Here is a 13,301-nt window from a genome sequence, read left to right as displayed (position 1 = left end):
TTCCGCGTTCGAGCATGACTTTCCACCAAAAACGGGCCGCTGACAAGGTTCGCGCCACGCTCGCGCGGCAATGCCACTCGCTGGTCCTCGTCGTGAAGCTAACCGGACTTTTCGGCCAAGGCGGCGCTGAGTCGCCGTGTCGCAGAGGAGAGTTGGGCTCCCAGGTGGGTGACCGCCGCGCCGCTCATCGGCTCGGCGCTGGGCACCAGGCTGAGCATCAGGGCGATGCGGGATTCGGCCTCCAAGATCGGCGAGTCGATGTGGCTCACCTCGTAAGTGCGGTCCGGCTCCAGGCGGATCGGGAACCACTCCTCCTGATGGATCAGCTCATCGGTCAATTCCTGTGCCAGCTGGCTCAGCCGGGTGGAACGCACCTCGGCGCTGCGCACGATCTGCGCCAGTTCCCGCAGGCGCAGGTCTGGCAGGATGTGCAGGCCCACCGCGTAGCCACGCTCCTTGGCGGCGGCGATGGCCTGGCGATACCGATCGCGCGCGTCTTCGGGCAGGGTGGCCAGCCAGCGCTCCCGCGCCTCCGGGCCGGCCCAGGCCACGGTCGACGCCCCATACGGCGGGCGGTGCGGGAACTGGGTGCCGATGGGCATCGGGTGGCCGCCGCCGCGACGGCTTCGGACCTGATCGACGACGGTGGAGCAGTCGTCGCTCACCGAAAAGGCAACGCAGTGCGCGCCGGTCGCGGCCGACAGCTCGGCCATCGCGGAGCGGGCCAACACCAGGGCCGGGTAGCGGCCCGCCGCCTCTCGGCCGAGGCGGACCAGAGCGGGACCGAGGTGGTAGGTCTTGCGAACCGGGTCGCGCAGGAGCCAGCCGGCCCGGAGCAGCTCGGACAGCATCGAGTGGCAGCTGGCCTTGTGAACGCTCAAGTGCCGCGACACCTCGGCCAACGTCATCCCCGGGCTGCCGTCACCCGCCAGGTGCTCGAACAGGTTCACGACCCTTTCGGTCTGCGGGGAGGGGCGCGGAGCCATCGGTCAATGGTCGCATAATGCGACTTCTTGCGGTGACATGCGCGACCATGTGACCATTGCCACAATGACAGACCTTCGAGGCAAGGCGGCCGTCGTAACCGGGGGAGCCGGGGGCATTGGCCAGGCCATGGGCAGGCGTTTCGGCCGAGAGGGCATGAAGGTGGTGCTGGCCGACGTCCTGCCCGAACCGCTGGACAAGGCGACCCGGGCTCTGGTGGACGAGGGCATCGACGCCGTCGGCGTGGTCACCGACGTCACCGACTATTCCTCCGTCGAGTCGCTTGCCAAGGAGGCGCTCGATCGCTTCGGCGCGGTGCACGTGGTGTGCAACAACGCCGGCACCGGCGGGGTCTCCGAGGGTTACATGTGGGAACACGACCTGGCGGACTGGCGCTGGGGGATCGACGTCAACGTGCTGGGCGTCATCCACGGCATCAAGGCCTTCGTGCCCATCCTGCTCGAGCAGGGCGACGGACACGTGGTCAACACCTGCTCGGGCAACGGCGGGTTCGCGCCGATTGCCCGGGGGGCCATGGGCGGACCGGCCACGGCCGTCTATCCGATGACCAAGGCCGCGGTGCTCTGCCTGACCGAAAGCCTCTACACCCACCTGCAGATGACCGGGACGCGGGTGCGGGCACACGTCCTTTTCCCCGGTGGCTTCTTGAACACCGGCATCTGGGAGTCCTGGCGGCACCGACCGGAGCAGTATGCCGCGACGCAGCAACGCCGCACGCCCGACCAGACGCTGGAAAAGGTGGTGGCCCGCTTCGAGGCCGCCGGCGCACATGTCGAGTTCACCCCGCTCGAGACGGTCGCCGACCTCGTCGTGGAAGGGCTTCGGGCCGACCGTTTCTGGATGATGGGGCCGCCCACACCTGGCGATCAAGTCGTGAGCAGGAAGGCGGCGTCGATCCTCGCCCGCGGCGAGCCCGACTACCTGGTTGACGTCCTGGGCCAGCATGCCGAAAAAACCGAAGGAGGAACACGGTGAGTGCCAACGAAATTCGCTACGGCCCTCGCGCACCCGAGGCGCAAGTCGACCACGAGATCGACGCCACCAAGGCGCCCATTGCCACCGAGGCGATCACCGTCACGTACCTCACCGATCCGGAGATCGTGGCGGCGGTGCTGCCCAAGCCACTGGAGCCGGCCGCCGAACCGCTGGTGCGTCTTCAGCTTCAGCGGGTGCAGATAGAGGGTAGGCCGCCGTTCGGATCGGCGGTGTTCTCGGTGACCGCCCGGCACGGCGACCGGGCGGGCGATTATCCGCTGTTCATGCCCCAGTCCACCGAACAGTCGGTCACCGGCGGGCGCGAAACATTCGGCGAGCCAAAGAAACTGGCAAACATCGAGGTGCAGCGCGACGGCGATCGCGTCAGCGCCGCCGTCGACCGGCTGGGCTATCAGCTCATCCGAGTGAACGGGCGGATCACCGGCCCGGCGGAGTTGCCGCCCGACCAGGTGAACACCGAGTTCTACTTCAAGTTCCTGCGGGCCCCCGACGGCGGCGGCATCACCGACCCCCACCTGGTCTACGGCGAATACCACCGGCACTACGAGCTGCTGGAAAACATCGACGGCACAGTGGAATTGGGTGAGTCGCCGCTGGACCCGGTTGCCGACATCGTGATCCGCCAGATCGCCTCGATCACCTGGTGTCGACGGCGCACCATCCAGGTGGGGCGCATCGCGGAACGGGTGCCGCAGGAATGGCTGCTGCCGTACGTGCATCAGCGCTACGACGACGTGGCCCTGCTCGCGGCCCCCAGGCCCGAGCCGGCCCGGGCCTAGCGCCATGGACCGGTACACGGTCATCTCGGCCGACTGCCACGCCGGCGCGGACCTGCTCGACTACCGCGACTACCTCGATCCGCAGTACCGGGACGAGTTCGACAGCTGGGCAAAGGCATACGTCAACCCGTTCGGCGACCTCACCGAGGCCGATGCCGAGCGCAACTGGAACAGCGATCGACGAAACTCGGATCTGGATGCCGAAGGCGTCGCGGGGGAGGTCATCTTCCCCAATACCGTGCCACCGTTCTTTCCGCAGGCCAGTCTGGCCGCCCCCCAACCGGTGGACACCCGCGAGCTCGAGCTGCGCTGGGCCGGGCTGCGTGCGCACAATCGTTGGCTTTCCGACTTCTGCTCGTCGTCGCCCGAGCGGCGCGCCGGGGTGGGCCAGATTCTGCTCGGGGACCTCGACGAGGCCGTCGCCGAGGTGGCGCAGATCGCCAAGTTGGGTCTGCGCGGCGGGGTCCTGCTGCCCGGGATCCCGCCGGGCGCAGGCATTCCCCAGCTCTACGCCGAGCACTGGGAGCCGCTGTGGGCGGCGTGCGCGGAGGCGGGCCTGGTGGTCAACCACCACGGCGGTAACGCCGGACCGAACCCGACGGACGGATGGGGCAGCTCGTTCGCGATCTGGGTCTACGAGACGCATTGGTTTGCGCACCGGGCGCTGTGGCACCTGATCTTCAGCGGCGCACTGGATCGCCACCCGGACCTCACCGTCGTCTTCACCGAGCAGGGCGCCGGATGGATACCGGCGACCCTCGACTCGCTCGACGTAGCTGCGGCCCGTTACGGGAGAGCGAACTCGGCGATCGCCCGATTCGCCGGGCCCACCGCGGGCTCGTTGACGCTGCGGCCAAGCGAATTTTGGGCCCGCCAGTGTTACGTCGGCGCCAGCTTCATGCGGCCCGTCGAGTGCGCCGAGCGCCACCGGATCGGCATCGAGAAGGTCATGTGGGGAAGCGACTACCCGCACATGGAGGGCACCGCCCCCTACACCCGAGAAGCGTTGCGCCACACCTTCAGCGGTGTCGCGCCTGACGAGGTGGCGGCCATGGTCGGCGGCAATGCGGCCGCCGTCTACGGCTTCGACCTCGACGCCCTCGCGCCCCTGGTCGACCGGATCGGCCCGACCGTGGCCGAGGTTGCCGAGCCGCTGGCGGCCGTGCCCGCCGGCGCCAGCAGCACCGTCTTCGAGCCCGACCCCATCCGTGCGTGGTAGCGAAAGGATCACCGTGGAGCCCTATCTGATCATCTCGGCGGACACCCACGCCGAGCTGCCCACTGAGCAGTACCGCGAGTACGTCGACCCCGAATACCGGGAGGACTTCGAGGTCTATCTGGCCGAGAAGACCGCCGCGGCCCAGGCGGGCGGATTCATCGACGAGGAGTTCGCCGAGCAGTGGTTCGACGAACACGGAGACGGCATCGCGGGTGGCTGGGACGTCGCCCAGCGCGACCGCGAACTCGACGGCGACGGCGTCGCCGGTGAGGTCATCTTTCCCGACGCGGACGCCGTCACCGGTGTCGCCGGGGCTCCGTTCGGTGCGGGCCTGGGGCAGTCTGGCGACCTGGACCCGGGACGTGCGATGGCCGGGGCACGGGCCCACAACCGCTGGCTCGCCGAGCTGTGCAGCCACAGCCCCGAGCGGCGGGCCGGCGTCGCCGTCGTGCCGATACTGGCGGACGTCGACGCGGCGGTGGCCGAGATCGCTCGAGCGGCCGAGGCCGGGTTGCGCGGCGGCATCATGATCCCGGTGCTCTGGGGTGACTATCCGCCCTACCATGACCGGCGTTACGACAAGGTGTGGGCCGCCTGCCAGGACCTGCGGATGCCGGTTCACACCCACGTCGGTCCCGCACCGAGTGAGCAGTACGGCCCACACCTGGGCATCTATACGACCGAGGTGCGCTGGTGGGGAGTCCGGCCGCTGTGGTTCGCGTTGTGGGCCGGCGTGTTCGAGCGCTTCCCGAACCTGCGCTGGGGGGCCACCGAGTGCGGTGCCTACTGGGCTAACGACCTGCTGTGGCTGATGGACACCCGGTTCATGCGTGAGCACTCGGCCAAGAAGATGAGCCGTCTGCTGGAGGGCGATCTGACGATGCCACCCTCGGCGTACTTCGACCGGAACTGCTTCATCGGTGCCACCACGACCGAGCGCCGGGAACTGGCCCGTCGCTACGAGATCGGTGTTCCAAACATGCTGTGGGGTAACGATTATCCTCACCCGGAAGGAACATGGCCGCATACCCGCGATTGGTTGCGCCGCTCGTTCTGGGACATTCCAATAGAGGAGACGCGACAAATCCTCGGGCTTACCGCAGCCGAGGTGTACAACTTCGACGTGGGTGCGCTCGCGGACCTGGTCGAGCGCATCGGCCCGACCCCCGAGGACCTGGGACAGGACGACGCGGTGAGCGTCCCCAAGTGGGAGGCGGCCCGCCTCGTTGGGCGCCACTGGCTGACCGACGCGGAGCCTATCCCCGACCTCGTGGAGAGCTGAGGGGTGTCAGCCCGCGGCCGGAGGGCGTGGCATCACTGTCAGCCGGGTGCCGTATCGGGGTATGACGCCCGAGGCCCGCGTCGCCGCCGGCATTCCGGGCACGCCGGGTATTCCCGCCCCGACTGCCTCCTCGGTTCCCGGCAGCGTGGTTAAACCGGTGCCTGACAGTGCCGATATGTGGCTGACCGCCGGGGTGGACCAGCTCGCCGGCACCGACATCGGCCCGATCGACTTGGCGCTGGTAAGAACTGCGGACACCGCACGTGCGCCGCCGATAACCTCAGGCGCAGTGGTCATGGGAATGTCCATCGCGCTAGCTGCCTCCGCAGCCGCAGTGCCACCTGCCTTAGCGCCCTCGAACGCGTTGTTTGCGATGCTGGCTATGTCGATGTTGGTCGGCAGTTGGAATACGCCAGTCGAAATTAGGTCGCCCCAGATGGGCGCGTCGGGCCCAATACCGGAATTGCCCCATAAGTTTTGGAGCCATTGAGGGGTGTTCCCGGTTACGAGTCTTTGCATTATGTGGGATACCGACGCAACAGCATGGTTGACCCAGTCGGACAGGATCGCCACGCCGGCGGGGTTGGTGGTCTGGTTCGGCTGGCTGAACGGCACCAACGTCGCGGCGGCGGCGGAGGCTGTGGAGTAGCCGTACATCGCGGCGGCGTCCTGGGCCCACATCTCGGAGTACTGCGCCTCGGTAGCCGCGATCGCCGCGGTGTTTTGGCCGAAGAAGTTCGTCGCGATCAGCGAAGCCAGTTGGGTGCGGTTGGCCGCGATCACCGGCGGGGGCACGGTCATCGCGAACGCCTGCTCGAAGGCCGCCGCGGCGGCCCTGGCCTGCATGGCCGTCTGTTTCGTCTGCTCGGCGGTCGTGTAGAGCCAACCTATGTAGGGGGTGGCGGTGGCCGTCATCGACTCGGACGCGGGGCCGTGCCAGTTCAAGGTGGTCAGGCCCGAGACCACCGATTGGTAGGTCTCGGCCGTGGTGGTCAATTCGGCGGCCAGGGAGTCCCAGCTGCCGGCGGCGGCTAGAAGCGAACCCGACCCCGGGCCGGTGTACATCCGGGCGGAGTTGATCTCCGGGGGTAGTATCGCGAAATCCATTGTGTCACATCTCCTTAGCTTGACTTCGGTGGCAAACCCCCCTTGTTGTGACGGCGCAACACGAAGCGCGCCGGGTGATATCGGACAAATTGGTACCACAGCCCGGGTTACCGGGCGATGACCGCTTATTCGAGTTCTGGGCGGACCACGCGAACTGTGCATATCCAGCCACCTTTGCGGTTTCGGTGACTATCTCTGGTGAACCCTATGAATTTCGACTGAGTAAAGATAGGGCTGAACTGCGAAAAAATAAGATCGCCGATCTTGATTGCCGCGTGCTAGCAGCGGCAATGGTTGGAGTTAATCGGCTATTACCGCCAGCTCGCCGGCAGGTCGATTATGTGGTTCGGGCAAAAGTCCTGGGCGCCCTGCGACATGGCATTCCGCGCGTCCTCGGCCGACATTTTGGCTCGCAGCGTCATGAATGCATATTCGGCTGGCGCATAACCCGATTCGGGGCCGGCCGGATCGTCCATCAGCTGGCAGGCCTGTTTTTCTTTTTCCTGGAAGCTATCGGCGCGGGCGACGCCCGCGCCGACCAGTAACGCCGGGGCAACCAGCCCGCCGGCGGCGATCTTCGTCAGGGTCCTCACCGGTTCATCACCTTCGGTCGCGCTTCCGACGGCCCAGTGTAAGGCGCGGCGTCGGCAGGAATTCATCGAAGACGTCTCGGCCGCCGCCGCCGTTGACCAGAATGGTCGGGTGCAGGTCGTTCCTGAGGGGCTGGTATGGGCGGCGGAGGACGTCGGCAAGATCGGTGCCGCGGTCCAAGAGGCCAACGCCCTCGCGGCGCTGCGGACGAGCAGCATCCCGCCCGGCGGGGCCGATGAGGTCAGCGCGGCGATCACTCCGTTGTTCATCGACCAATCGAGGATCTATCGGGAATTGGCCGCGGAGGCCCAAGCGTTCGAGCAGCGGTTCATGCAACTGCTGGCTGAGGCCGGCCTGGCATACACCCAGGCCGAGCAGGCCGCGCTGCAAGCGCTGCGCGACGCGATCGGCGAGCTGGAAGCGCCCCTCGCCCCGTTCGCCGCGCTGGCCGAGAACCCTGCCCCCACGAGCATCCCGCCGCTGAGCGTGCCGTCGAACAGCTCGGTGGCACTGATCGTCGGCGGCACCACCTTCCCCCTGCCGGACGGCAAGTACGTCAGCTCGATCATGGCCAACTTCCTCGACAACCCCACGTTGTCGCCACTTCTAGGGGCGTCGGGGCAGGCGCTTTACACGCCGGAGCAGTTCTGGCCGTTCACCCCGCAACTGGGAAACCTGACGCTGGGCCAGTCGGTGGCACAGGGCGTGCAGTTGCTCAACACCGCCATCAACACTGAACTCGCGGCGGGCAACAAGGTGGTCGTCTACGGAACCTCACAAAGTTCGCTGATCGCCACCAACGAGATCCGCAACCTGATGGCGATGGCCAACCCGCCGGACCCAAGCAACCTGTCGTTCTTTTTGACCGGCGACCCGGGCAACCCCAACGGCGGGTTCTTCGAACGCTTCCCCGGCCTGTACATCCCGTTGTTCGACGTACTGATGAACGGCGCGACGCCGCCCAACTCGCCGTATCCCACCGTGATCTTCAGCAATCAGTACGACATGGTGACCAACTTGCCGCGGTACGTGCTCAACCCGGTCAGCGATCTCAACGCGTTCATGGGGTTCGCGCTCTTCCACGGCACGCACGACTACGTCGACCCGACGCCCGGGCAGATCGCCAACGCGATCCAACTGCCGACGTCGCCGGGTTATGCCGGTGAAACCAGGTACTACGAGCTGCTGACGCAGAACCTGCCGCTGGTCGCGCCGCTGCGCTTGGCCCTGCCGCAGCCGTTCGGCAACGCGCTGGCCGACCTGCTGCAGCCCGACCTGCGGGTGATCGTCGACATGGGTTACGGGTCCGGGGAGTACGCCGACATCCCCACTCCCGCGAGCCTGTTCGAACTGCCGAACCCGTTCACGATCGTCCCGGATCTGGTGCACGGCTCGGTCCAGGGCCCGCAGGCGGCGCTGGTGGATCTCGGGTTCCTGCCGCCGTCGATGATGCCCACCGGCTACCCGTTCAATCCGGTGCTCGATCCCGGCCTGAACTTCCCCCTGCCCCAGTCGTCGGTGACCGGCGTCTCGCTGCTCACCGGCTTCGAGGGCCAGCTGATGCGCGCGATGGGTCTGATCCCGAGCTGGGAGAGCTGACGCGGCCTCGGCCGATTAGGTTTTTGGGCCCGAGTCGCATTACTCTTGCGCGCGGTTCCTCTTCGACTCGGGAAAGCAGCCATGCCCATACAGCCCACTTTGCGGCGGCCAAACCTGATGCGCACCAGCGCTACGCGCCGGGTCGCTCGCCGCCTGCAGTGCCCGACGGTCGGCCAGTGCTTCGACATCGAGGTCAGCCGCGTCACGGACGGATGGATCATCCGGATCCCCGAGATCGGTGGGGTCACCCGCGTGAGCCGACGGGCCGCGGTCGAGCTCGGGGCGCGCAAGTGCATCGCGAACCGCACCGGCATCCCGATCGGGTACGTCGCGGTCTATGTCTCGCGGGAGAGCGGTTAACACCGAATAGCGGTTGCCGTGACCGTGACCACCCGCCGCAGTCCGTTCCGGACCGACCTCCTGCAAGGCAAGGTCGCGTTGGTCACCGGCGGCGCCACCGGGCTCGGCCTGGAGGTCGCCCGCGTTCTCGGCAACCACGGGGCCTGCGTCGCGATCTGCAGCCGCAAGGAACCCAATCTCGAAGCGGCCGTTGCGGCGTTGCGGGAAGATGGCATCGAGGCCTGCTACGGCGTCTGCGACGTCCGTCGGGACGACGAGGTGACGGCCGTCGTCGAGCAGGTGCTGAGAACGTTCGGCCGGCTCGACATCGTCGTCAATAACGCCGCCGGAAACTTCCCCGTGCCGATCAGCGACCTCAGCCCAAAGGGATTCAAGGCCGTCGTCGATATCGACCTGCTGGGAACCTTCAACGTGTCGAAGGCCGCGTACGAGCTTTGGCTGCGCGAGCACGGCGGCGCGGTGGTGAACATCAGCGCCGCGATCCAGTACCGCGGCATGGCCCTGCAGGCGCACGTCGTTTCGGCCAAGGCCGGCGTCGACGCGTTCAGCCGCGCCTGTGCGATCGAATGGGGCCCCGACGGCGTGCGGGTGAATGTCGTTGCCCCCGGTGCGATGTCGGGCACCGAGGGAGTCAAGAGAATCACCGGCGATGCCCAGCACCGCACCACCCAGAACCCGCTGCGACGCCCCGGTTCCACCACCGAGGTCGCCGAAGCGGTGCTGTTTTTGGCCAGCGATGCGGCGTCCTACGTGACGGGAGCCGTCGTGGTCGTCGACGGCGGCGGTTGGTTGACCGCCAACGGGGTGCCGGATCTGCCGGGCTACCGATGATCACCCAATGGGCTTGAATTCGTAGGTCTCGCCGTGCGCCAGGTAGACGAATTTCGTGGTTGTCGCCGAGGCCTTTGCCGCCTTCTTGAAGTCGTCGAGGCCCGAGAGGAATACCGAGAAGTCGTTGTAGTGGATCGGGATGGCGGTGCGAGGTTTGGTGATTTCAACCGCCCTGACTGCCTGTTCGCCCGTCATGGTGACGACCGTGACCAGGAACGTCGTGCCACCCGTGTGAATCAGACCGAGGTCGATGTCGGGGTAGCGGCGCGGGATCTCGTCGAGGGCATCGATGAGCATCGTGTCCCCGGTTATGTAGAGCCGGTAGAGGTGATCTGCGTTTCGGCTGAAGTCAAGCAGATGCCCGTTGACAGGCATCAGCAGGTCGTTGACCGCGTCATCCGTGGAGTGCTTGCCCGGCATGGCGGTGATGTTCAGCGTCGCCTCGCCCTTGCGCACCACTAGGGATTCCCAGGTGTCCAGGGGGTAGCCCCGCTCGAAACCGAGAGCGCTGAGCTTGTCCACGGCATCGGCCGTCGAGACGATGGGCAGTGTTTTGTCGAGTTCCCGCGCGGCGACATCATCGAAATGATCACCGTGGTAATGCGATAAGACGATCAGATCTATCGGTGGCAGATCGGGGATCTGGCAAGCCGGTTCGACCTCGCGTCGGGCCCAAATGCCATGCCCGAGGTACACGTGCTCTCCCTTATGGAGGAAGGCCGGATCAGTCAGGATTGTCAGCCCGCCGAAACGGATCAGCGTGGTGGCGTTACCGATGAAATACACTTCGCCCGCGGCGAAATCAGCTGTTTCGCCGGCGGGCAATTCCAGGGAGGTCATACGGGTGCTCTCCTTTGGCTGATTTCAGGCCGTCGTCATGGCCTCCGTCCGTGGGGGCCGAGGATGTCACAGTTTCAGTCTGATGCAGATTTTTCGGACGGGGTAGGGGCAACCATTTGGCTGTTTCCGCGTCGGAGCGGAGGCGGATCTTCCGTCTCGCACGGTCGCGGACGGCACAATCGTCACGCAGGCTGGTATTGCGCCAGCTTGCCCGAGGCTACATCTTGACGGTCAGCGGCCAGACGTTCCAGATCTCGTCGCAGTACTCCGCGATGGCACGATCCGACGAGAACTTGCCGCTGCGCGCGGTATTCAGGATGGACATCTTCGTCCACGACTCGGTGTCCCGCCACGCCGCGCTCACTTGATCCTGGCACCTCAGGTAGGACGCGAAGTCGGCGCACACCAGAAAGGGGTCGTCGTGGCGCAGGTTGTCCACCAGCGGCCGGAACACCTCGGTGTCCCCGTGCGAAAACGTCCCGCTCGCAATCAGATCCAGCACGGCGCGCAGCTCGTCATTTCCAGCTTGGGGGCCGTCGATGTAATCAGCGGGCCGGTACCCGTTCGCCTTGACCGCCGCGACCTCCTGCTCGGTCAGGCCGAACAGGAAGAAGTTCTCCGGACCGACCTCGTCGCGCATCTCGACGTTGGCGCCGTCGAGCGTCCCGATGGTCAGGGCGCCGTTGATCATGAACTTCATGTTCCCCGTGCCCGAGGCTTCCTTGCCCGCGGTGGAGATCTGCTCCGACAGGTCGGCGGCGGGGTAGATCATGTGCGCGTTCTGCACGTTGAAGTTCGGCACGAACGCCACCCTGATGAAGCGGTTCACGTCCGGGTCCGCGTTGACGGTCTCGCCGACGGCGTTGATCAGCTTGATGATCCGCTTGGCCATGAAGTAGCCCGGAGCGGCCTTGCCGCCGAAGATGAAGGCCCGCTGCGGGATTGACAGCCCGGGGTCCTGCTTGAGCCGGTGATACAGCGCGACGATGTGCAGGACGTTGAGGTGCTGGCGTTTGTACTCGTGGATGCGCTTGACCTGGACGTCGAACATCCAGTCCGGGCTCAGCTCGACGCCCGCCACCGAGCGGATGTACTTGGCCAGGCGCGCCTTGTTGGTGCGTTTGATGTCGTGCCATTCCCGGCGGAAGGCCGCGTCGTCGACGAACGGCTCCAGCCCGCGCAGGCGGCTCAGGTCGGTGAGCCAGCCGTCACCGACGGTGCGGTCCAGCAGTTCCCGCAGCCCGGGGTTGGCCAGCGCGAGGAAACGGCGCGGCGTCACGCCGTTCGTCTTGTTGCTGAACCGCTCCGGCCACAACTCGTAAAAGTCCTTGAGCACGCTGCTTTTCAGCAGCTCGGAGTGCAGCGCGGCGACTCCGTTGATGGCGTGGCTGCCCACCGTGGCGAGGTGGGCCATCCGAACGTTCTTGCCGCCGTCCTCGCCGATCAGCGACATCCGGCGCAGCCGGTCCTCGTCGCCGGGGAAGCGGACGCGGACCTCGTCGAGGAATCGGCGGTTGATCTCGTAAATGATCTCGATATGGCGCGGCAGCGCCTCGGAGAACATGTCCAGCGGCCAGGTCTCCAGCGCCTCGGGCAGCAGGGTGTGGTTGGTGTACCCGAACGTCGCGACCGTGATGTCCCACGCCTCGTCCCAGTCCAGCCGCCGCTCGTCGACCAGCAACCGCATCAGCTCGGCGACCCCGATCGAGGGGTGAGTGTCGTTGAGCTGCAGGGCGAATCGCTGGGGGAGTTCCCGCACGCCGGCGTCGGCGAGATCGTCCATGATGTGCAGCACGTGCTGCAGCGAGCAGGACACGAAGAAGTACTGCTGCAGCAGGCGCAGCTGCTTGCCCGCCTCCGGCTCGTCGTTGGGGTACAACACCTTGGTGACGGTCTCGGACATGACCTCGTCCTCGACCGCGCCGTAATAATCGCCGGTGTTGAAGGCATCCAACGCGAACGACTTGACGGCCCGCGCGCTCCACAGCGTCAGCACGTTGCAGGTGTTGACGCCGTAACCCTGGATGGGCGTGTCATAGGCGACGCCCTTGAGAACGCGCCCGGGCACCCACCGGACGCGATCATGGCCGGCATCGTCGGTGTAGTGCGCGGCGTAGCCGCCCCACTTGACCAGGTAGTTGACGTCGGGTTTCGGTATTTCCCAAGGGTTTCCGTGGTCCAGCCAGTTGTCGGTCTGTTCGACCTGCCAGCCGTCGCGGATCTCCTGGTCGAAGATGCCGAATTCGTAGCGGATGCCGTAGCCGATCGCCGGCCGCTCGAGCGTGGCCAGCGAGTCGAGGTAGCACGCCGCGAGCCGGCCCAGGCCGCCGTTGCCCAGTCCGGGTTCCTCCTCGCACGCCAGGACTGTCTCGAGATTCTGGCCCATCGCCGCCAGCGCCGTCTTTGCCGCCAGCTCCATGTCGAGGTTCAGCAGGTTGTTGCCCAGCTGCGGGCCCATCAGGAATTCGGCCGACAGATAGCACGTCACCTTGCGGCCGAGGTCCAGCGAGGTTTGCGTCGAGGCCACCCGGCGGTCCTGCATGCGGTCGCGCACCGCGAGGGCCAGCGCCCGGTAGTAATGCTCCGGGCGCAGCGCCGCGGCCGGACGGCCGACCGAGTAGCGAAGGTGATCGGTGATCGCCCGTTGCAGCGCCGCGGCTCCCATCCCGGTGCGGGAGTGCTCGGCCAGGTC

Annotated in this window: 12 protein-coding genes; 7 read left to right on the top strand and 5 right to left on the bottom strand. The window is 66.5% G+C overall.

Annotation, left to right across the window (positions count from 1 at the left end; translation table 11 throughout):
• Window positions 1–98: 98 nt before the first annotated feature.
• Entirely contained in the window at window positions 99–986 is an 888-nt protein-coding gene (locus AC5Y5E_RS01145; RefSeq protein ID WP_499901170.1) for an IclR family transcriptional regulator, read from the bottom strand.
• Window positions 987–1,050: 64 nt separating this feature from the next.
• On the opposite strand from AC5Y5E_RS01145, the gene AC5Y5E_RS01140 reads away from it, so the two are divergent.
• The 4 genes from AC5Y5E_RS01140 to AC5Y5E_RS01125 are packed head-to-tail and all read left to right on the top strand — an operon-like array spanning window position 1,051 to window position 5,281.
• The gene (locus AC5Y5E_RS01140; RefSeq protein ID WP_499901169.1) at window positions 1,051–1,980 is read left to right on the top strand and encodes an SDR family NAD(P)-dependent oxidoreductase; all 930 of its coding nucleotides are present in this window, start codon (window positions 1,051–1,053) and stop codon (window positions 1,978–1,980) included.
• The gene (locus tag AC5Y5E_RS01135) at window positions 1,977–2,780 is read left to right on the top strand and encodes an acetoacetate decarboxylase family protein (protein WP_499901168.1); all 804 of its coding nucleotides are present in this window, start codon (window positions 1,977–1,979) and stop codon (window positions 2,778–2,780) included. Before AC5Y5E_RS01140 ends, AC5Y5E_RS01135 begins: the two co-directional genes overlap by 4 nt.
• A gap of 4 nt (window positions 2,781–2,784) precedes the next feature.
• On the top strand, window positions 2,785–3,999 hold the full coding sequence (locus tag AC5Y5E_RS01130) for an amidohydrolase family protein (protein ID WP_499901167.1): 1,215 nt from the start codon (window positions 2,785–2,787) through the stop codon (window positions 3,997–3,999).
• A gap of 13 nt (window positions 4,000–4,012) precedes the next feature.
• Window positions 4,013–5,281: an amidohydrolase family protein gene (locus AC5Y5E_RS01125; protein ID WP_499901166.1), complete on the top strand. Its 1,269-nt coding sequence runs from the start codon at window positions 4,013–4,015 to the stop codon at window positions 5,279–5,281.
• Window positions 5,282–5,287: 6 nt separating this feature from the next.
• Here the strand turns inward: AC5Y5E_RS01125 and AC5Y5E_RS01120 are convergent, their stop codons facing one another.
• Both AC5Y5E_RS01120 and AC5Y5E_RS01115 read right to left on the bottom strand, forming a co-directional pair.
• Window positions 5,288–6,388 (bottom strand): PPE family protein, encoded by a 1,101-nt coding sequence (locus AC5Y5E_RS01120; protein WP_499901165.1) that lies wholly within the window; start codon window positions 6,386–6,388, stop codon window positions 5,288–5,290.
• 311 nt (window positions 6,389–6,699) lie between these two features.
• Window positions 6,700–6,981, bottom strand: a complete 282-nt coding sequence (locus AC5Y5E_RS01115; RefSeq protein ID WP_499901164.1) for a hypothetical protein — start codon at window positions 6,979–6,981, stop codon at window positions 6,700–6,702.
• Window positions 6,982–7,090: 109 nt separating this feature from the next.
• Between AC5Y5E_RS01115 and AC5Y5E_RS01110 the strand changes: the two genes are divergently transcribed.
• The 3 genes from AC5Y5E_RS01110 to AC5Y5E_RS01100 all read left to right on the top strand — a co-directional run bounded on the left by AC5Y5E_RS01110 (window position 7,091) and on the right by AC5Y5E_RS01100 (window position 9,769).
• Window positions 7,091–8,578, top strand: a complete 1,488-nt coding sequence (locus AC5Y5E_RS01110; RefSeq protein ID WP_499901163.1) for a PE family protein — start codon at window positions 7,091–7,093, stop codon at window positions 8,576–8,578.
• Between the two features lie 117 nt (window positions 8,579–8,695).
• A complete protein-coding gene (locus AC5Y5E_RS01105) occupies window positions 8,696–8,938 on the top strand; it encodes a long chain fatty acid-CoA synthetase Faa4p (RefSeq protein WP_499880186.1) in 243 nt (80 codons plus the stop codon).
• Between the two features lie 18 nt (window positions 8,939–8,956).
• Window positions 8,957–9,769 (top strand): SDR family oxidoreductase, encoded by an 813-nt coding sequence (locus tag AC5Y5E_RS01100; protein WP_499901162.1) that lies wholly within the window; start codon window positions 8,957–8,959, stop codon window positions 9,767–9,769.
• Here the strand turns inward: AC5Y5E_RS01100 and AC5Y5E_RS01095 are convergent, their stop codons facing one another.
• Together AC5Y5E_RS01095 and AC5Y5E_RS01090 are read right to left on the bottom strand one after the other, a co-directional pair.
• The gene (locus AC5Y5E_RS01095; protein WP_499901161.1) at window positions 9,770–10,609 is read right to left on the bottom strand and encodes an MBL fold metallo-hydrolase; all 840 of its coding nucleotides are present in this window, start codon (window positions 10,607–10,609) and stop codon (window positions 9,770–9,772) included.
• Window positions 10,610–10,826: 217 nt separating this feature from the next.
• Window positions 10,827–13,274, bottom strand: a complete 2,448-nt coding sequence (locus AC5Y5E_RS01090) for a glycogen/starch/alpha-glucan phosphorylase (RefSeq protein ID WP_499901829.1) — start codon at window positions 13,272–13,274, stop codon at window positions 10,827–10,829.
• Between the last annotated feature and the right edge of the window lie 27 nt (window positions 13,275–13,301).

This window comes from Mycobacterium sp. NGS54 (genome assembly GCF_059812465.1).
This window is presented reverse-complemented; position numbering and strand designations above follow the sequence as displayed.